Source organism: Streptomyces sp. NBC_01116 (assembly GCF_041435495.1).
GTDB lineage: Bacteria > Actinomycetota > Actinomycetes > Streptomycetales > Streptomycetaceae > Streptomyces.
On the sequence record NZ_CP108644.1, the window covers coordinates 6,092,284 to 6,111,654 of the forward strand.

The 19,371-nt window shown below is 73.6% G+C and carries 17 protein-coding genes; 7 read left to right on the forward strand and 10 right to left on the reverse strand.

Annotation, left to right across the window (positions count from 1 at the left end):
• Positions 1–58: 58 nt before the first annotated feature.
• The 7 genes from OG245_RS26960 (at position 59) to OG245_RS26990 (ending at position 6,428) form a co-directional block, all read left to right on the forward strand.
• On the forward strand, positions 59–1,303 hold the full coding sequence (locus tag OG245_RS26960; RefSeq protein ID WP_371626006.1) for an Ig-like domain-containing protein: 1,245 nt from the start codon (positions 59–61) through the stop codon (positions 1,301–1,303).
• A gap of 93 nt (positions 1,304–1,396) precedes the next feature.
• Positions 1,397–2,164, forward strand: coding sequence for an enoyl-CoA hydratase/isomerase family protein (locus tag OG245_RS26965; protein ID WP_371626007.1), 768 nt, complete (start codon positions 1,397–1,399; stop codon positions 2,162–2,164).
• Between the two features lie 274 nt (positions 2,165–2,438).
• Complete coding sequence (locus OG245_RS26970) at positions 2,439–2,954, forward strand: ATP-binding protein (RefSeq protein WP_371627999.1); 516 nt, start codon at positions 2,439–2,441, stop codon at positions 2,952–2,954.
• Between the two features lie 399 nt (positions 2,955–3,353).
• On the forward strand, positions 3,354–4,217 hold the full coding sequence (locus tag OG245_RS26975) for a polysaccharide deacetylase family protein (protein ID WP_371626008.1): 864 nt from the start codon (positions 3,354–3,356) through the stop codon (positions 4,215–4,217).
• A 39-nt stretch (positions 4,218–4,256) separates the two neighbouring features.
• Positions 4,257–4,472, forward strand: coding sequence for an EF-hand domain-containing protein (locus tag OG245_RS26980; protein WP_217223211.1), 216 nt, complete (start codon positions 4,257–4,259; stop codon positions 4,470–4,472).
• Positions 4,473–4,616: 144 nt separating this feature from the next.
• The gene (locus tag OG245_RS26985; protein ID WP_371626009.1) at positions 4,617–5,684 is read left to right on the forward strand and encodes a CopD family protein; all 1,068 of its coding nucleotides are present in this window, start codon (positions 4,617–4,619) and stop codon (positions 5,682–5,684) included.
• Positions 5,685–5,771: 87 nt separating this feature from the next.
• Positions 5,772–6,428, forward strand: a complete 657-nt coding sequence (locus tag OG245_RS26990) for a ScbR family autoregulator-binding transcription factor (protein ID WP_371628000.1) — start codon at positions 5,772–5,774, stop codon at positions 6,426–6,428.
• A 37-nt stretch (positions 6,429–6,465) separates the two neighbouring features.
• Here the strand turns inward: OG245_RS26990 and OG245_RS26995 are convergent, their stop codons facing one another.
• The 10 genes from OG245_RS26995 to OG245_RS27040 all read right to left on the reverse strand — a co-directional run bounded on the left by OG245_RS26995 (position 6,466) and on the right by OG245_RS27040 (position 19,353).
• Positions 6,466–7,935 (reverse strand): carboxylesterase/lipase family protein, encoded by a 1,470-nt coding sequence (locus tag OG245_RS26995; RefSeq protein WP_371626010.1) that lies wholly within the window; start codon positions 7,933–7,935, stop codon positions 6,466–6,468.
• Between the two features lie 36 nt (positions 7,936–7,971).
• Positions 7,972–10,266, reverse strand: coding sequence for an N-acetylmuramoyl-L-alanine amidase (locus OG245_RS27000; protein WP_371626011.1), 2,295 nt, complete (start codon positions 10,264–10,266; stop codon positions 7,972–7,974).
• Between the two features lie 285 nt (positions 10,267–10,551).
• Positions 10,552–11,529, reverse strand: a complete 978-nt coding sequence (locus OG245_RS27005) for a terpene synthase family protein (RefSeq protein WP_371626012.1) — start codon at positions 11,527–11,529, stop codon at positions 10,552–10,554.
• Positions 11,530–11,976: 447 nt separating this feature from the next.
• Positions 11,977–12,741 carry a zinc ribbon domain-containing protein gene (locus OG245_RS27010; RefSeq protein ID WP_371626013.1) on the reverse strand — a complete coding sequence of 255 codons (765 nt, stop codon included), beginning with the start codon at positions 12,739–12,741 and terminating at the stop codon, positions 11,977–11,979.
• Between the two features lie 700 nt (positions 12,742–13,441).
• On the reverse strand, positions 13,442–14,017 hold the full coding sequence (locus OG245_RS27015; protein ID WP_371626014.1) for a phage tail protein I: 576 nt from the start codon (positions 14,015–14,017) through the stop codon (positions 13,442–13,444).
• On the reverse strand, positions 14,014–15,975 hold the full coding sequence (locus OG245_RS27020) for a putative baseplate assembly protein (RefSeq protein WP_371626015.1): 1,962 nt from the start codon (positions 15,973–15,975) through the stop codon (positions 14,014–14,016). The genes OG245_RS27015 and OG245_RS27020 overlap by 4 nt, the downstream gene beginning before the upstream one ends.
• Positions 15,975–16,424 (reverse strand): GPW/gp25 family protein, encoded by a 450-nt coding sequence (locus tag OG245_RS27025; RefSeq protein ID WP_371626016.1) that lies wholly within the window; start codon positions 16,422–16,424, stop codon positions 15,975–15,977. The genes OG245_RS27020 and OG245_RS27025 overlap by 1 nt, the downstream gene beginning before the upstream one ends.
• Complete coding sequence (locus OG245_RS27030; protein WP_371626017.1) at positions 16,421–16,738, reverse strand: PAAR domain-containing protein; 318 nt, start codon at positions 16,736–16,738, stop codon at positions 16,421–16,423. Before OG245_RS27030 ends, OG245_RS27025 begins: the two co-directional genes overlap by 4 nt.
• 114 nt (positions 16,739–16,852) lie before the next feature.
• A complete protein-coding gene (locus OG245_RS27035) occupies positions 16,853–18,634 on the reverse strand; it encodes a VgrG-related protein (protein WP_371626018.1) in 1,782 nt (593 codons plus the stop codon).
• The gene (locus OG245_RS27040; protein WP_371626019.1) at positions 18,631–19,353 is read right to left on the reverse strand and encodes a LysM peptidoglycan-binding domain-containing protein; all 723 of its coding nucleotides are present in this window, start codon (positions 19,351–19,353) and stop codon (positions 18,631–18,633) included. Before OG245_RS27040 ends, OG245_RS27035 begins: the two co-directional genes overlap by 4 nt.
• Between the last annotated feature and the right edge of the window lie 18 nt (positions 19,354–19,371).

Here is a 19,371-nt window from a genome sequence, read left to right on the forward strand (position 1 = left end):
GGCGCGCGGGGGTGCGGGCCACGGCGGGAGCCGGGCCGTGCGAGGGGAGACGACCACAGTGAACGGGCAGCCGATATCGGGGGCATCGGCCGGGGCGAGCGGGAAGCGGCACGGACCGGGGCTTCTGGCCCTGGTCCTGGGAGCACTGCTGTTGCTGGTGACGGCGTGCGGCGGCGGTGACGCCGGTGCGGGGGACGGGAAGGGGCCGGCGGGCAGCGCGAAGAACAAGGACACGGCCGCCTCGCAGGCGGTGGTGGCCATCGCGCCCGAGGACGGCGCGGAGTCCGTGGCGACCAGCGGTGCGCTGAAGATCGGTGCCACGCAGGGCAAGCTGACCACGGTGAAGGTCTCCGACCCCAAGGGCAACGAGGTCGAGGGCGAGATCGCGGCCGACGGCGCGAGCTGGACGCCCGAGCGGCATCTCGCCGCCTCCACCAAGTACGCGGTGCACGCGGTGGCGAAGGACGCGGAGGGACGCGAGTCGGCGAAGGACACCACCTTCACCACGCTCGTCCCGGCGAACACCTTCATCGGGCACTACACACCGGAGGACGGCTCGACCGTCGGGGTCGGTATGCCGGTCTCCATCAACTTCACCCGGGGCATCACCGACCCCGACGCGGTGGAGCGGGCGATCAAGGTGACGGCCGAGCCGGCCGTCGAGATCGAGGGCCACTGGTTCGGGAACGACCGTCTCGACTTCCGCCCGGAGAAGTACTGGGCGGCGGGCACCAAGGTGACCGTCGACCTCAACCTCGACGGCGTCGAGGGGCGGCCGGGCGTCTACGGCAAGCAGGCCAAGAAGGTGTCGTTCACCATCGGCCGCAGCCAGGTCTCCACCGTCGACGCGAGCGCGAAGCGGATGAAGGTGGTCCGCGACGGCGAGCAGATCAAGGACATCCCGATCTCCGCGGGCGCCCCGGCGACGACCACGTACAACGGGCAGATGGTCATCAGCGAGAAGCTCAAGGTGACCCGGATGAACGGCGACACCGTCGGCTTCGGCGGCGAGTACGACATCAAGGACGTGCCGCACGCCATGCGGCTGTCCACCTCGGGCACCTTCCTGCACGGCAACTACTGGGGCGCGTCCTCCATCTTCGGCAACTCCAACACCAGCCACGGCTGCGTCGGTCTGCGGGACGTGCGCGGCGGTTACGACAACCAGACGCCGGCGGCCTGGTTCTACAACAAGTCGCTGATCGGCGACGTGGTCATCGTGAAGAACTCCCACGACAAGACCATCCAGCCCGACAACGGCCTCAACGGCTGGAACATGGACTGGGAGGAGTGGAGGAAGTAGGACTTCCCTCCGCCCACCGATCGACCCGGCGGGCCCGGTGCTGTGACCAACGGCACCGGGCCCGCCGGCGTTAGCGGTGGTTAACCTCTAGGCATGACTGTGACCCTCGAAGTACGCGACGGCGTCGGCACGATCCTCCTGGACCGGCCGCCCATGAACGCCCTGGACGTGGCGATCCAGGACCGGCTGCGGGAACTGGCCGAGGAGGCGGCCCGGCGCGAGGACGTGCGGTCCGTGATCCTCTACGGCGGCGAGAAGGTGTTCGCGGCGGGCGCGGACATCAAGGAGATGCAGGCGATGGACCACACGGCGATGGTCCTCCGCTCCAAGGGCCTCCAGGACGCCTTCACCGCCGTCGCCCGCATCCCCAAGCCGGTCGTCGCCGCCGTCACCGGCTACGCGCTCGGCGGCGGCTGCGAACTGGCGCTCTGCGCCGACTTCCGGATCGCCGCGGACAACGCCAGGCTCGGCCAGCCGGAGATCCTCCTCGGGCTGATCCCGGGCGCGGGCGGCACCCAGCGGCTCGCCCGGCTGATCGGCCCCTCCCGGGCCAAGGACCTCATCTTCACCGGCCGCATGGTCAAGGCCGAGGAGGCCCTGACGCTGGGTCTGGTCGACCGGGTGGTCCCGGCCGCCGAGGTCCACGAGCAGGCGTACGCCTGGGCCGCCAAGCTGGCCAAGGGCCCCGCGCTGGCGCTGCGCGCGGCCAAGGAGTCGATCGACGCCGGGCTGGAGACCGACCTCGACACCGGGCTCACCATCGAACGGAACTGGTTCTCCGGCCTGTTCGCCACCGAGGACCGCGAGCGGGGCATGCGCAGCTTCGTCGAGGAGGGGCCGGGCAAGGCCACCTTCCTCTGACCGGTAGTCAGAACGGGTGGCCCGGTAGTCGGGTCGGACGGTCCCGCGCGGGGAGTTCATCCGTCAGAGCGGATTATCCGGGCCTTAAGGCAACCTTAAGGCCCGGCCCCGCCTCCGGCCGGGCGGTTCCCCTCGGGTGGGACATCGCCGCAGCTCAACGGGGCCGTTCGGGGAGCTGTGGTGCCAGGGGTATATGCCAAATGCCTTCCGCGGGAGGGGCTGTTCCGGGGTGCCGATTCCCCCGGAACGGCCCCGGAGGGCGATCCGGGCGGCCATGATGGTGGGCATGGCGGGCCTGGAGGGTGTGGATCAGCCGCGACCGCGCAGCAGCGCGACCGCGGCACGCTGGACGTCGACCATGGATGACGAACAGGCGTTCAAGGCGCTGGAGTTGTTCGGGAATCCGACCGAGGAGGAGGTCCGGCTGCCGTCCCGCCCGGAGTCGGCGGCGACCGCCCGGCGCATCACTTCCTGCGTCGTGCTCCGCCAGTGGGCGCTCTCTCCCCAGACCGCCGAGTACGCGGTGCTCCTGGTCTCCGAGCTCGTGGGGAACGCGGTACGCCACACCGGGGCCCGGGTCTTCGGGTTACGGATGGTCCGCCGCCGGGGCTGGATCCGCGTCGAGGTGCGTGATCCCTCGCGCGGGCTGCCGTGCCTGATGCCGGTGCGCGAGATGGACGTCAGCGGCCGCGGGCTCTTCCTCGTCGACAAGCTCTCCGACCGCTGGGGGGTGGATCTGCTGCCGCGCGGCAAGACCACCTGGTTCGAGATGCGCATCTCCGACCGCTGACCGCCCGGCCCCCTGCCGCGGCGGATACGCAGAAGCCCCCGGTCGGCCGTGGTGCGGCGCTGCGGGGGCTTCTGGCGGGGGCCGCGGAATGGGGGGTGTTTCCACGGCCGCTTGTGAACGACCTGTGCCCGGGTCAGTGGGGGTCGTGGCTCCGACTATGGCAGACGGGCGACCCCGGTGCCAAAGCGACTTGTCGGGCTATTTATGGATGAACCGGTCATGCGCCGGTTGAATCGCAGGTGTGCTCGATCACTTACCTGGCATTCCATGCATCTTTATGGCAACGCCTGAATGATTCATTGATCATCTGAAGAACTGCGCAATCATCCTATTTCGCCCATCCTGCCTCTACTGTGTCCGGGGAACCGACGGAATCCACGGAGCGCGAGGTGGTCGGGCATGGACGGACACAGGGCCCCGATGGGCCGCCGGGGCGCGCTGGGCGCGGGGGCCGGGGCGCTGGCCGCCGTCCTCGTCGCGGGCTGCGCCCGGAGCGGCGGGACGGGCGGCGGCGCCGGACCCGAGGCCGCCACCCGCCCTTCCGGCGAGGCCCCCGCCCCGAGCGCCTCCGCCACCCCCGCCCCCGCCGCCTCCCGGGCCGCCGCCCCCGCCCCGCACCGCTTCCCCGCGCTGCCCTTCCGGATCGCGCACGGTCCCCGCGACCGGCCCCGCGTCGCCCTCACCTTCGACGGCCGGGGCGACCCGGACCTCGCCCACACCGCACTCGCCCGGTGCGAACAGGCCGGGGCGCGCGTCACGGTGCTCGCGGTCGGCGCCTGGCTCGCCGAACACCCCGGCCTGGCCCGCCGGATCCTCGACGGGGGCCACGAGATCGGCAACCACACCGAGCACCACCTCGACCTGGCCTCCCTGGACGAACGCGCGGCGTACGAGGAGATCGCCGCCTGCGCCCGGCGGCTGCGCCGCCTCACCGGGTCCATCGGCGCCTGGTTCCGGCCCTCGCCCACCGCGTACGCCTCCCCGCTGCTCCAACGCCTCGCCCAGCGGGCCGGCTATCCCCACGTCCTCGGCTGCGACGTGGAGTCGCTCGACCACGCGGCCACCGGCGTCGCCGCCGTCACCCGCAAGGTCGCGGGGGAGCTGCGCAACGGGTCGGTGGTGGAGCTCAGCCTCGGCCGCCCGCCCACCGTCGACGCGCTGCCGCTGCTGCTCGCCGAGATCGGCCGCCGCGGGCTGCACGCGGTGACGGCCACGGAGCTGTTGGGCCGACCGGCCGCCGAGGTCACCCGGACGGCCCGATAATCTGATCCCTGACATTCGGCATCACGAAGGGGCGGAACTGTGGCGGACATCGAGTCGGCGCGGACGGCATTCGAGCGGTTCGACCGGGACGGCGACGGGCTCATCACGGCCAACGAGTACAAGAGCGCGATGGCCCAGCTGGGCGACCCCTTCGTCACCGAGACGGTGGCGCAGGCGATCATCAACGCCCACGACGCCAACGGTGACGGCCTGCTCACCTTCGACGAGTTCTGGGCCTCGCAGAACAAGGCCTGACCCGCCCGGGCGGCCGGCCCCGCACCGTCGGGGCCCGGCCGCCGCCGGGTTCGTCCGGAGAGGCCCCCTGCGGTCCCTTCCGGCCCACCCGCCCACCGTGCGCGGCTTGCTGTGCCTTTGTCCACCGGCCAGGATCGAGCCGTGATGTTCTCCGGACCCCCTGCCGACCCGGCCACGCCGCCCGGGCCCGGCGCACCCGCGGCAGCGGCCGCACCGGCGCCGACGGGCGAGGCGCCCTTCGCCGGCGGGATACCCGGGGAACCGCCCGGACCGCGGGCCGGACGCTCCTGGACCGCTCCCCTCCTGCTCTGCGCCGCGGGCGTCCTCGCGCTCCTCGTGGCGCTGCTCGGCCCCGGCCTCGTGGCACGCGGCACCGGGGAGCTCCGGATACCCGGCGCGGGGCTCACCACCGTGCTCCGCACCGTCCTGTTCGCCGCGCTCGCCCTCCACCTCGGCGAACTCCTCGCCCCGCAGCTCATCCGGCCCGTCCGGGGCCGTCCCCGTACCGCCGTGCGGAGCTGGGCGGTGTACGCCTCGCTCGCCGGGGCGGCCGCCGCGGCCGGGCAGATCGTCCGGCTCGCCGCCGTCAGCGATCTCGGGATCACCGAGACCTACGGCACCCGCGAGGGCGGCCTGCTCCTCCTCATCGCCAACGGCCTGGTCCTCGCCGCCGTCTGCGCCGCGAGCGGACGCCCGGCCCTCGCGCTCGCCCCGCTCGCCCTCGTCATCGGCGCGGAGGCCCTGCGCGCGCATCCGGAGGCGTACAGCCCGGAGTTCGGCGCCGCGCTCACCGTCGTGCACCTGACCGCCGCGTCGCTGTGGACCGGCGGTCTGCTGTACGTCCTGCGCACCATGTGGCTCTGGCGCGGTTCACCCGTCGCGGCCCGCGCACTGCTCGGCCGGTACGCGCGCCTGGCGATCTGGCTGTACGTCGCCCTCGCCGCCACCGGCACGGCGTCGACCCTGCGCAGGCTGCCGCTGGACGTGGTGTTCACCTCCGCCTACGGGCGCACCCTGCTGGTCAAGCTGGCGCTGATGGCCGTGGTCAGCGTGCTGGCGGTGGCGGCCCGGCGGCGGATGCTCCGGGACGCCGACCCGTCGGTCGCCCACCGGCTGGCCCGCCGCGAACAGGTCGTCCTGGGCCTGGTCGTGGTGGTCTCGGCGATCCTCACCGTGGTCCCCGACCCGCACTGGATCTCCCTGCGGCCGTAGGCGGGGCCCGACACCCGGCCGCGCACCGGGAGCCTGCTCCCGGGCCCCCGGGTAGCGTCGGAGGCGACCGAGGGAGGCGTGACGGCGATGCGGGAGCACGGGGAGAGCGGGGACCGCGGCGAGCACACGGCCCGGCGGCTCGTCGAGGCCGCCGGAGTCGTGATCGACCAGACCGGGTACGCCGGTGCGTCGACCTCCGAGATCCTGCGCCGGGCCGGAGTCTCCCGCGGGGCCCTCCACCACCACTTCGAGGGCAAGGAACAGCTCGGCAACGCGATCCTGGACCGCCAGCACGCGTTCTTCCGGCAGATCTCCGAGCAGGCGGACGCGGGCCCGGCCCCCAGGGTCTGGCTCCAGGCGCTGATCGACGTCAGCCACCTCTACACCGCGGGCATCCTGGAGGACCCCGTCCTGCGGGCCGCCGTGCGCCTGTCGATCGAACCGGGCCCCTACCTGACCGCCGAAAGCTACGCCGGCCCGCTCGGGGCCGTCACCGCCGTCCTCGAATCCGCCCGTGCCGCCGACGAACTCCAGGACCACGTCACCCCGGAGGAGGCCTCCCGGACCATCGTCGGCTGCTACAGCGGAGTACAGCTGCTCGCACTCGCCCTCGACGAGCGCGACGCCCTGCACCAGCAGGTCAGCGCCCTGTGGGCGCTGATCATGCCCGGCCTCGCCCGCCCCGCCGTCCTCACCCGGCTGCGCCTGAGCGCGCCGCCCGCCGATACGGCGCGGCAGCGGTGACCCCGGCCCGGCCCGCACCGGGTCTCCCCGCGCGGCCTCAGCGCCTGTACGGCTTCCAGCCGCGCAACTCGTCGTCGCGCGGGGCCAGGACCAGCTCCGGAGCGCCCGGACCGAAGACGGTCACAGGCCGGCGCGCGTCCCAGGACGGCCACCCCGGATCCCCCACCGTCACGAAGTCCACCCACGCCCGGTGCATCGCGTCCGCCAGCTCCTGCGGGGCGTCCGGGCCGGTCAGGGCCACCGTGTCGGGGTGGGCGAGCGTGTCGAAGACGAAGCCCAGCTCCAGCGCGTGACAGGAGCCCAGGCGCTGTACGGGGGTGGGCCAGCCGAACTCGTACACGTACGTGGCACCCGGCGTCCGCGTCCGGGCGTCGGCCAGCCGGTTGAGCGGGACCCGCAGCAGCAGGTCCGTGGCGAGCGCGCCGAGGATCTCGCCGGGGGTGGCGTCCGGGCGGTTGGCACGGTAGGCGCGGGCGGTGGCACCTGGCACCCTGAACTTCAGCAGGGCGAGGCGGAGCCGTAGTTCACCGATGCTCTCGGTGAGGCCGCCGGGCACGAACCAGAGCCGGTACTCCTCGGTGTTCGTCCCCAGCAGCACGTCGATCCCGGCGGACGCGCCCGCGTGCAGCGCCTCCACCGGGTCGTGGGGCAGCAGTTCGCCGTCCACGACCAGCTGGAAGGAGGCGCGGCCGGTCAGCGGGTTCCCGCCGCTGGTGACCTCGGTCTGCGCGGCCAGCAGCGCCTGTGGGTCCACGGCCGCCAGCGCGGCGGCCGTCGCGGCCACCCCGAGCCGCTTCGCGATCAGCCCGGTCGTGCCGCGCGCGGCGGCGGGCGGCAGCGCGGCGGGCGCCCCGCTCTGGAGCACCGCCCGCCGCAACAGCCCCGCCGACCGGGGCGAGGCCAGCAGGGCGGCGATGCTGACCGCCCCCGCCGACTCCCCGGCCACCGTCACCCGGTCCGGGTCGCCGCCGAACGCCGCGATGTTGTCGCGCACCCACTCCAGGGCGGCCAGCTGGTCCAGGAGCCCCCGGTTGGCGGGCGCGTCCGGGAAGACCCCGAAGCCCTCGACGCCCAAGCGGTAGTTGACCGAGACGAGGACCACCCCGTCCCGGGCGAACGCGGTCCCGTCGTACACCGGCACCGCCGAGGAGCCGTGCACCAGCGAGCCGCCGTGGATCCACACCAGGACGGGAAGCCCGGCGGCCCCGGGGGACGGCGTCCACACGTTGAGGTTGAGCCAGCCGTCGCCCGGCACCTCCGGATCCGGCAGCAGCCGGTCCAGCGGCGGGGCGTAGGGCCGCTTGGGGGCCGTCGGGCCGTACGCCACGGCCTCGCGCACCCCCGTCCACGGCTCGGGCGGCCTCGGCGCGCGGAACCGCTCCGCGCCCACCGGCGGAGCCGCGTACGGGATGCCGAGGAATACCGCGACGCCCCGCTCCACCGCACCGCGCACGGTGCCGTGCACCGTCCTCACCCGCGGGGAGGTCCCCGCCACGATGTCGGACATATGCCCACCCCTCTCGCGGTGCGGTGGTCCGGGCGGCTACTTCAGGTAGACCAGCCCGTCCGTGGTCAGGGCCGGCCGGCCCTTCGTGCCGACGACCACGATCTTGACGGTGTGCTTGGCGCCGGTGGACCAGGACTTCGTCCAGATCGCCTGCCGGTACTTCGTGGCCGAGGACTTCAGGTCCACCGTGGCGGCCTTCTTCCCGTCGACATAGACGTATGCCTGCCCCGAAGTGGCGGCCCGTGACACCACCCAGGCGGCTGACCGGCCGGTGAACGTCCAGGTCAGGCTGGCGCCCTTGGTGCCGCTGGAGTACGACTTGCCGCCCAGGTAGCTGCCGGAGGACTTCGTGGTCCACTTCCCGCCCTTCTCGGCGGCGGACTCCTGGAGGATCACCGGGGTGCCGGAGACCGAGGCGGCGGCCGTGTTGCCCGCGTGGTCGTACGCCGTCATCTTCCAGGCGGTGGCCTTGGCGGGCTTCGCGGTGTGCGAGGCGCTGCCCGTGGTCGGGCCGTAGGTCTTCGCGACGGGGGCGGTCAGCCGGACCTCCTTGAGGGAGGCGGCGTCGGTGGCCTTCCACTTCAGGGTGAGCGGGACGGCGGTGGTGCTCACCGTGCCGGTGCGCAGGGCGAGGGCCGGCTTGGTGGAGAAGACCGGCGGCGCGGTGTCGGCGACCACGGTCGCGACCGGGGACAGGGAGGTCTTCCCCGACTGGTGGGTGGCCCGGACCTGCACGGAGTGCTTGCCCGCGGCGAGGGTGGCCGAGGCCGAGGTGACATTGCCCTTGACCGTGGCCACCGGCTTCCCGCCGACGAGCAGTTCATAGCCCTTGACGAAGGAGGAGGGGGTGGTCGCCTTCCAGCCGACGGTGATCTTCGACCGGGTGTAGTACGTGGAGCCGGAGGCGTTCGCCCCGGTCACCGAGGCGATGGTGAGACCGGTGACGGGCCCGGCGGCCAGCGAGCGGATGGCCGGGAGCTGGGCGTGGAGACTGCCGCCGGGGCACTGGGTGTTGAACCCGTCCCGGTGTCCGGAGATCTGCCGGAAGGGGTAGGCCCTGCCCGCGACGAACGACTGGCCGGCGAAGTTGCCGCCGTTCGCCCCGGCGGTGAGCTGGACGGAACCGGCCGGGTCGCCCTGGTACTGGCCGAGCTTCCACGCGGCGACCCGGGCGACCGCGGTGGTCGCCGCGGTCGCGGCCTTGGTTTCGGTGTACATGCCGATCACGGCGATTCCGGTGGTGTCCCGGTTGAAGCCGTAGGTGTGTGCGCCCATCACCGGACGGTCCACACCGCCCTTGCGGCCCTCGAAGACCGTGCCGCACTTGTCGACGATGAAGTTGTAGCCGAGGTCCTTCCAGCCGTTCGACTCCACGTGGTACGTGTGCAGACCGCGCACGATGGCCGCCGAGTCGGCGCAGGAGTACGCGTTCGTCTGCGCCGTGTGGTGGACGAAGACGGCCTTGACCCCGTCCAGGTAGTCGGGCGCCTCGGTGCTCAGCGACTCGTCCGCCTTCCAGTCCGCCCGGGAGACGATCGGCGGCCGGGGAACGGTGGACGGCGGGCCGGGCGTGAGCGTCGGCGTCGGTGTGGCGGTGGGCGTCGTCGCCGTGGCGGACGGCGTCGGGGGCTCGGTGCTCGGGCTCGGCGGGGGGCTCGGCGGTGCCGGGGTCTCGGTGGTCGGCGTGGGCGCCGGCTCGTCCGTGGGCTCCTGGACCGGGTCCTCCGCGGGCGGGGTGACCGGGGGCTCGTCGCCGGGCGCGGGTTCCTCGGTGGGGGTCTCGTCGATGGCGAACGCGGCCGGTTCGGCGGCGAGCGGGGTGCTGGTGCCGCCTGGGTCGACCGTGTCGAGGCGCAGCCCCGCGGGCAGCCCGGACCGGGCGCCGTCCCCGGCCCGGACGCGGACCTCGACGCCGTCGGAGGGGCCGACCCAGCGGGGTTCGGTGGTGCCGCGGACGCCGGACCGGCCGGTCTCGGTGCGCCCGTCGATCTCGGTGTCCAGGGGCAGCCAGCCGGTCCATTCGCCGGTGGCGGCGGAGCGGGTACGGGCCTCGACGCTCCCCGTGACCTTGGCGGCGGGATCGGTCCAGGTGACGCCGAGCAGGCTGAACGGTTCGGTGGAGCGACGCGCGAGCGTCGCGGAGCCGCCGTCCGGCGAGGTCTTCAGCGCGGCCTTGTGCACATCGGCCTCCACCGGGGCGGACTTGGCGTCCGCCGCCCGCCCGTCGCGGTCGGCGTCGGAGGCGCCGGTCACGCCCTGGAACACCAGGACACCCGCCACGGCCGCCGTCGTGACGGCGGCCGTGGCCCAAACTCTTCGCTGTGCTCTCACGTGTGTTTCCCCGGGGACGACGTTGGCTGGAAGGCAGGGCACTCCGGCCGGTCAGCCGCTGACCGGGGGCACGACACGTGCGTCGGCCCGGCCGGTGGGGGCGACCCGGGACATCCTTGCGATTCTCAGTCTTCCATGCGACCGGACCGCGCCCCGCTCCGCCCTGCCGCCGTCCGGCGGGAAACGGTCGGGTGGTCACGGCGGCCCGGGAACCGCCTCCCGGGCGCGGCAGGCGGTTCCCGGGCCGCCGTGCCTTGCGAAGACGGTCGTCGCGGACCGGGGCGTTCAGGCGGCGAAGTGCTGGGACAGCGCGTCCCGCTCGTCCCGTTCCACCAGATCCGGGCGGGTGTAGCGCTCGGCGCGCGCGTGGTAGTCGAAGTCGCCCCGGACGAGTCCCCGGTAGTCCTGGACACAGCGTTCCAGGGCCGCCCGGGTCGGGCCGCCGATGCCCGCAGCCTCGATTTCCTCGATCAGTTCCCTTTCCGCCCGCTGTACCCGCTCGGCAATCCGGGCCAGTTGGATACCGGCCTCGTCGACCGCTTCCTGGAGGGTGCAGCCCCGGTCGCGCTGAATCAGCCGTACGGCGTTGTGCTCGTACCCGAGAGCTGCTTCCTTCTCGAAGGAACAGATGTCGTTGCAGAGCCCGGAATGATCGGTGACCGCGTTCCGCAGGGCGATATACGCGGGCAGGCTCCGGGCGGAATCCGGGAGGTCGATTCCGGCGGTGATCTCGTGCAGACAGAGAAAGGGCTGCATGGCGACCGAATCCCGCCGGTGCTTGGCGAATTCGGCCCGGCTCGGCACCTGCCCGGCGGCACGCTCGACGGCCTCGGCGTAGTACGTCCACAGCCAGGCTGCCGTATCCCGGCGGAACTGCCGGTTCCACTGCGGCGACCGGCCGCGGCAGGTGCGGTCCCGCAGTCCGGCGAGGGCCCGCTCCATCGGGCCGCTCGGCGTGGCCCCGTCGAGGACGTCCACCAGGCGGGTGATCGCCGTCTCGCACATCAGCGGATTGCGTCCGGCCGGGCCGTCGTCGAACTCGTCGTCCACCAGGAAGGCCCAGAAGAGCCATTGACAGAAGAGGTCGAGATGCTTCTGTGTGGCCTGCGGGAAGATGAGGGAAATCCATAGTTCCGGGCGGGTCCGGATCATCTTCTTCCGGGCCGGCGCGGACAGGTCGAGCCCTTCGGACGCGGCCCATTCCCAGGCTGCCCCACGGGTTTCCGCCAGGCCTGGATGACATCCGGCACTCTGGAACGGCATATGAAACGCCGGTAAAGTGATATGGCGCATTGCTGCCCCTCGTCTGATGAATACGGGCGGACGATGTGAACGACGCGTTCCGGGTGATCGGGCAGGGGACGGGCCGGCCCGGAGGCGGCGGCCGGGAGCCCGGCGACCGGGCGGGCGGGGCGACGTGCGAGGTGGGAGTGCCATCGCTGTCCTCCTTCCTCCGCAGGGAGCCCGCGGCGCCAGGGCAGGGGAGGCGAGCCGGCGGGCGGGTGCGTCACCCAGGGTCGTGCCCAGTCAACCCCGGGTGGGAGCGCGGAGGGAAGTCATGTGTGACCGAAAATGTTTGATCGTCAATAACTCTCTGACCGCTCCAGGGTAGTTGGTGACCTCAGGGGGCCCCGGGAACGGCAGTGACCGAAGTGGCGCCGGGAGTGTCGGGCGAAGGGTGGAGTGACGGCCTCCGGCTCGGGCGCCTGCTCAGGTGCGCTTGAAGAACTCGATCTCGCCGACCGCGATCGGCCGGCCCTCGCCCTGGCCGGTCGCCTCCCGCAGCACCAGCCGGACGGAGACGACGTCGCTGATGCCCAGCCGTGTCTCCTGCTTGCCGGGCTTGTCGTTGAAGGTCACCGTCTTCGTGTGCACCTTGTCGTCCTTCGTGGTGACGATCAGCTCCGCCCGGGTCGGCCGCGCACCCCTCCGGAACTCCTGCGGCTCCTTCGACACACCCGTGTAGACCACGACGCCGACCAGCCGGAACGGCGTCCGGAAGGAGGAGGTCAGCGACGCGCCGAGCTCGGGGGCGCCCCAGTACCTGTTCGTCAGGCTGTCGATCGCCGCACTCGCCGGGTGACCGGGCGCCGAGGCACTGGCGTCCACCCCGGTGGGGCTGATCTCCGCCGTGCCGCCGAGCTTGTCCCGGACGTCCTCGAAGACGTAGCGGCCGAGCGGGAAGAACAGGAAGCCCGCGAGCAGCAGTCCGGCCACGACCAGGACCAGCAGCGTCCGGCGCAGCGCCCGGCCCGAACCGCCGCGCACCCGGCGGCGGAACGGCCACACGGTGCGCCACCACGGCAGGGCGGCGGGCTGCTCCCGGGTCCGGAGCGGAGCGGCGCACCGCCGGCAGAACTGACGCCCCGCGAGATTCGGCGTGCCGCAGGCCGGGCAGGGCGGGCCGTCCGGGGCCTCGTCCGCCGCCACCGGCCGCACCACGGGCCGCCGGGCCACGGGCTTGGCCGGCCGCACCGCCCCGATCGGTTCGTTCTCCTCGTCCGTCGTCCCGGACGCACTCCGGGAAGCCGGTGCGGTGGCTGGTGCCGAGGCCGGAATCCCGGGGCGTACGGGAGCGGGAGCGGGCCGCACCGGAGGCACGGGCGGTGTCACGGGTACGGGCCGGGCCGGTGGCGTGGTGGGCTGCGGCGGTATGGGGGTGGGAGCGGGGGCCGACCGGGGCGGCGCGGGCGGCTGCTCGGGGCGCGGCGGCTGTTCGGATCGCTCCGAAGGCGAAGGCGAAGGCGAAGGCGAAGGCGCAGGCGAAGGCGAAGGCGCAGGCGCAGGCGAAGGCGAAGGCGCAGCGGCAGGCGCGGGCGCAGGAGCCGGTGCGGGGGCGGGCGGCAGCGCGGGCGGACCCGGGTCCGGAGCGGGCTGCGGCGTCGTCGTCCTCGCCGTCGGCCTCGTCGGCGGCTGCCCGGCCGGTTCCGGGGCCGTGCCCGGTGCCGACGAGGGCCCGGCCTCCGCCGCCGGTGCGTCCGCTTCCGGCTCCGGCTCGCGGTCCGGCTGCCGCTCCGGCTCCGGCTCCGGTTCCCGCTCCTGCTCCGGTTCCGGGGCCGCCGCTCGCGTCGGCCGCGTGGGCTGGGAGGACCAGCCCAGGTAACCGCCGCAGTTGCCGCAGAAGTCGTCACTCTCGCCGTTGGCCGTACCGCACGCCGGGCACGAACGCATCACGTCAGCTTCCTGTCTGTTCGGGCTCTCCGGGCGGGCCCGGCAGGACCTCCACCCGGCAGGTGAGGTGGACGGGGCACGAGGCGGTGGCGACGTCCAGGACGCGGCGGGCGTCCACCGTGACGCCCTCGCGCACCGGCCAGACCCGGACGAGCAGTTCACCGGTCGGCGGCGGCGGGAGAGCCGCGCCCGGCTCGGCCGACCAGGTGGCGCCCCCGCCGTCCCGGACGTCCGCGTGCACACCGCAGCAGAGCCGCAGCCGCTCGACGAGGCCCCGCCGCGTGCCGCGCCACCGGTGCAGCTCGACGGCGCGCGCGACGACCGCCCGGCGCAGCTCGACCGGCCACGCCGGATCGGTCCCGACGCCCACCCAGGACGCCAGCCAGGGCAGGAAGTCGGCCGGGGCCAGTGACGGGTCGAAGTAGGCGGGCAGGTTGTCCAGGGTGGACAGGACCGGGGCCAGCACCGTGTCCAGGCCCGCCGTGAACCGCTGGGCCAGGTCGTCGTCCGCGTACAGGGCGGGCAGCAGTTCGCCGATCGGGTACCGGCTGGGCAGCCCGGGGACCGCGGCCCGCGTCATGCGCTCTCACCGGCCCCGTTCGCGGTGACCACCACCTGGTGCTGGTGCGAGAAGACCAACGCCCCCGGCGCCACGTCGACCCGGTCCACCGCCGCCCCGCGCCGCCCGGTGATCGGGTCCGCCGGGAACAGCCGGACGTCCTCCACCAGACCGGCGCCCTCCACGCTCTGGAGCACGGCGAAGACCTCCCCGTACTGCACCGGCCTGCCGAACGGCCACCCCTGGCCGTCCGCCCCGCCCCGCAACGGATCGATGTGCCGGAACAGCGCCTCCAGCGCCTCGGCCCGGACCCGGTCCACATCGCCGGGCGCGGCCACCAGCCGGGCGACGACGGTGACGCCCTGGTAGGCGGGCGGTTCCACGACCAGCCGGGTGCCGACCAGCCGCCGCTCGTCGAGCCGCTCGGTGACCGCCGCGAGCACCGGGTCCGACGGGATCAGCTGCTCGAACCGCAGCCGGCCGTCCTCGTCGGCGGTCGCGTCGGGCACCACCAGCACCCGTACCGCACCGGCCTCGCCCGCCACGGCCGGCAGGCACCGCACCCGGCGCAGCGACGGCGCGGCCTCCCGGGCGATGACCTCGTAGTCCTCGGCCGTCACCGCCCGCTCCTGCACCCGCAGGATGTTGGGCGCGCGGACCTTCGCGTTCTCCACGGTCTCCCCGTCGACGCCGCCGGTCGCCGCCTCGCGGTTGTTCACGCCCGCGACGTACGGCACCGAACTGCGCAGGACGGCGATCGCGCCCCGGGCGACGTTGCCCGCCGCGCCGCCGCCGGTCCGGTAGCGCGGAACGCGCAGCTGGGCGCCCTTCTCCGGCACCGCGCCGTACGCGCGCATCGTGCCGTCCGGCTCCCGCACCTCCGGCGGGAACGCGAACTCCCCGGCGACGGCGTCGATCCGCACGTGCCGGTCACCGGGGCCGGACGCGCCGAAGTGCTCGACCGGGGTCCACACCTGCCAGCCCTCGTCCGTCGACACCTGGACGACCGGCGGCTCCCCGTCCAGCAGCAGCGGCGCCCGGCTCACCGAGAACCGCTGCCCGGCGACGCCCTCGGACACCCCGAGGGGCACGTCGAGGACGGTCTCCGCGTGCTCGGCCGGCGCCGTGCCGCCGACCGTGAACACCTCGGCCTCCCGGATCGTCGGCGACTCCGAGTAGAACGGCTGGCCCGGCTCCGGGGCGGTCACCCGGCAGCGCAGCCACCCCGCCCGGGTCCCCGCCACGACGGAGGCGGTGTGCCCGGCCGGGACGAACACGACGACCTCGCCCGGCCTGTTCAGCCCGCCGGTGCTGTCGGTGCCGGTCACGCACGTCACCCAGCGGGCCCCGTCCCACGCCTCCCACACCAGCGGCGGCTGACGCGGGTCGACGCCCACGCCCTCCACCCGGCTGTCGAGGCGGACGGCGACGATGCACCGGGGCACGGCCGTCGGCAGCCCGAACAGCAGGGCGTCACCGGGCTCCGGGCGGGCCTGGAAGCACGGGATGTCCTTGCCCGCCCCGAGCGGTCCCGTCCGGTCCGTCTGCTCGCCCGACACCGGGGCGGTGACCAGCCGGACCAGCGAACTCGGCACGATCGGCAGGTCGTCGGAGGTGGAGAACACCACCGGCTCCTCGGCCTCCCCGCGCGCGGTCGCCACCTCCGTACCGGCCAGGAGGTGCACGGTCTCCGGCTGCGGCGCGGACAGCCAGAAGTCGATCTCGGCCCGCGCCACGGCCGGCGGGAACAGGGTCACGCCCAGCAGGTCGAGGAAGGCCGCGTAGTTCTTGTCCGGCACGCGGTTCAGCCGGTACAGCAACTGGTCGACGAGGTACGCGAACGTCTCGATCAGCGTGACCCCGGGGTCCGACACGTTGTGGTCGGTCCACTCGGGGGAGCGCTGCTGGACGTACCGCTTGGCCTCGTCGACGAGCTGCTGGAAGCGCCGGTCGTCCAGGTTGGGCGAAGGCAGGGCCATCAGAGCACTCCCGCTTCCCGAGCGGCCTGGGACGGGCCCTCGGAAGAGCCCTCCGACGACGGGATCGTGTAGAAGGGAAAGACGAGGTTGCGCAGGTCGTTGGTGGCCCGCACGGTGTAGTGCACGTCGATGTAGAGCGTGCCCTCCTCGATGGCGTCGAACGCGATCACCACGTCCGTCACCTCGATGCGCGGCTCCCACCGCTCCAGCGAGGTGCGGACCTCCTGCGCGATCCGCCCGGCCGTCGCCCCGTCGCCGGGCGCGAAGACGTAGTCGTGGATGCCGCAGCCGAACTCCGGGCGCATCGGCCGCTCGCCCGGCGCGGTGCCGAGGATCAGCCCGATCGCCTCCTCGATCTCCCGGTCCCGCTCGACCAGCGCGATCCCGCCCGTCGGCCCGACCCGCAGCGGGAAGCCCCAGCCGCGCCCGATGAATCCGCCGCCGCTCACATCGGGCCTCCGATCAGGACGTTCAGCGCACCGCTGATGATGGGCGCGCCGCAGCTGGTGTTGTCCCGCATCCGGGCGGCGGGCAGCCCGCCGATCAGCACCTGGCCGGTGAGCGCCCCGGCCGGGTTGGGCATGATCACGTTGCCCGGCCCGAGCGCGGCGTGCGGAGGGACGACGCACACGTGGAGGCTCCCGGTGACGGCCGCGGGCCGGCCGCCGATGAGCACGGTGGCCACGGCCACCGCACCCGGGGGCGGGGTGCCGATGAGACCGCCGTGGGCGGTGCTGTCGCCCGTGCGGGCTGCGGGGGGCATGGCCGGGGTTCTCCTAGCGGTGAAAGGGGGCTTCGGGGCAAGCGGGCTTCGCGGCGGATGGATGGACGGACGGGAGGCGGATCGGTGGGAGGCGCACGGGCGGCGGGCGGGCGGTCAGTTGATCCTGATGAGCTTGGCCTTGAGGACCGCGAGCAGTCCGCCGTCGACCGTGACCCCCGTCCTGCCGTTGACGGTCACCGAGCGCCCCGTGATGTTCACGTCGCCCGTGGCCCCCGCGTCGAGCGTGATGCCCGAAGCGGACAGCGTCACCGAGCTGAGTTCCCGGGTGCCGCCGCGGGCCTTCACCGACAGCGTGATCTCGCCCTTCTTCTCGTCGAGCATCACGTCGAGCCGCTTGTCACCGCTGGCGATGCGCACCCCGGACGGGCCGCGCGGGGCGTCGAGCAGCTCCAGCCGGTTGCCCGAACGGGACACCAGGGAACGGCGGTTGACCTTTCCGCTCGTCGGGTCGACCAGCGGGACGTCGTGCGGCGAGGGCTTGTCCACCCCGTTGTAGAGACCGCCGAGCACATACGGGCTGTCCAGCAGCCCCTGCTCGAACCCGACCAGCACCTCGTCGTTGACCTCGGGGCTGAACACCCCGCCGCCGCCCTGGCCGCCCCACTGCACGGTGCGGACCCAGTCGGTGACGTACGTGTCGTCGAGCCACGGGAACTTCAGCCGCACCCAGCCGCGTTGGCCCCTGCCCTCCTCGCGGATGTCGGTGACCACCCCGATCGCCAGGCCCGGCATGCGCGGGCCGCGCGACGGGGCGTTGCCGCCGGAGGCCAGGCCGGAGAGCGAGCGGTCCGGCGAGGCGCTGACGATCACCGTCGTGCGGTAGCCGGTGTCCGGTTCGAGGACGTGGTGCGCGGCGGTCGCCGTGTAGCGGCCGGAGAACGCGGGCCCCACGTTGCCGAGGGCCACCGGCATACCGGCCCGCAGCTGCGGGTTCCCGTACGCGACGGCTTCGATCTCCCCGAAGCCGGCGCTGACCGACGCGGCCAGCGCACCGGCCACGGCGCGGGTCTCCGCCTGGGTGCGGTACGGGGTGTCGGCGATCGTCGTCCGGGAGCCCGAGCCGAACATCTTTGCCGCCGTCGACGGGCTCATCCCCGGGGCGACGGTGTCGCTGCGGACGGACTGCTGCCGGGCCACCAGCCGGGTCTTGGTGTCGACGTTCCAGCCGCGCACCTCGACGCTGTCCGCCCCGTCCGCCCCGGTCAGCACGGCGCGCAGGGCCAGCAGGTTGTTCCCGTACTCCAGGACCATCGGGTCGTTCGCGGCGGAGGTCGAGGGCGAGGGGGCCGAGGAGGCGGGGTCCGGCCTGGTGAACTGGAGCCGGCCCTTGTCGTCCACCCGCACGGTGGCCCCGCTCTCGGCCGCGAGGTGCTGGAGGAACTCCCAGTCCGACACGTTCGGCTGGGTCACCTGCTTGTACGTGACCGGCGCGGCCTCGACCCGCCCGACGGCCAGACCCGCGCCGGCGGCGACCTTGCGGACGATGTCCGCCGTCTTCATGTTCCGGTACGCCATGACCTTCCGGCCGCGCTGGAGCCGGTGCGCCTTGGAGAACGCCCGCACGACGGTGAACGATCCGGTGGTGTCGGTGTCCAGCTCGACCGCCGTGACCTCCCCGGTGAACAGCCGCTCGGGCGCCCGGTCCCGCGCGGTGACGACCGAGATCTTCAGGGGGGTGCCCATGCCGATGCCGGTAGCGGTGAGGAAGGTGTGGTCGGGGTCCCGGTACATCAGGACGGCGGTGTCCGGCAGACCCACGTTCTCGTCGACCACACAGCTCACCAGCTGGGTGGCCCAGGCGGCGGGCAGCGCGGCGGGCGCCTCGACGACGGGGTCGGCGGCGAAGGAACGGCCGGGGGCTTCCTTGCCGCTCATCGGCTCTCCTCCGTCAGGTGGTCCGCACGGCCGGGCACCAGCAGCTCCCGGCCGGGCGTCAACTGCATGGGGTCGTCGATGTCGTTGGCGTGCGCGATGGTCCGCCAGGCGGTGGCGTCGCCGTACTCCCGCCAGGCCAGCAGCGGCAGGCTGTCCCCGGCCACGACCCGGTGCGTGCGCCGTGCCTCCTTCGAACCCGAGGTGGGGTTCTGGCCGGCCGGGCCGATGCTCGCCTCCTCGATCGACAGGGAGCAGGTGGCGCGCAGCGGCTTCCCGTCGACGTCGAACAGGGTGTAGGAGACCGAGAGGTTGGAGAGCACCCCGTCGAACGAGGTCGTCTTGGACGTCCCCCAGTCGAAGCGCACCCAGGGGCTGGCGGGCGTCTTGCGGGCCAGACTCCTGGGGGTGGGGACACACGCGGTCATCAACTGCTCCACCGCCTTCTCCACGGAGTTGTCGTGCGTGGCGGTGGCGTCCAGGAAGACCTCCAGCGACAGGGCCCGCGGCCCGCTGCCGACGAACTCGGGCAGCGCGGACTGCCCGGCCATCCGGGACGGAGTGCGCCGCCACTCGGTGGTCTTGCTCAGCGACAGCTTCGACGGGTTGAACTGCAACGTGAGACGGGCGAGCGCCCCGCCGGGCTTGGCGCCGACGGTCGACGGCGGTTCCATGATGGTCAGCTGGGCGCGAGCGCGGCTCGCGCGGAGAGCGGGTGACATTGCGTTCCTCCTTCCTTC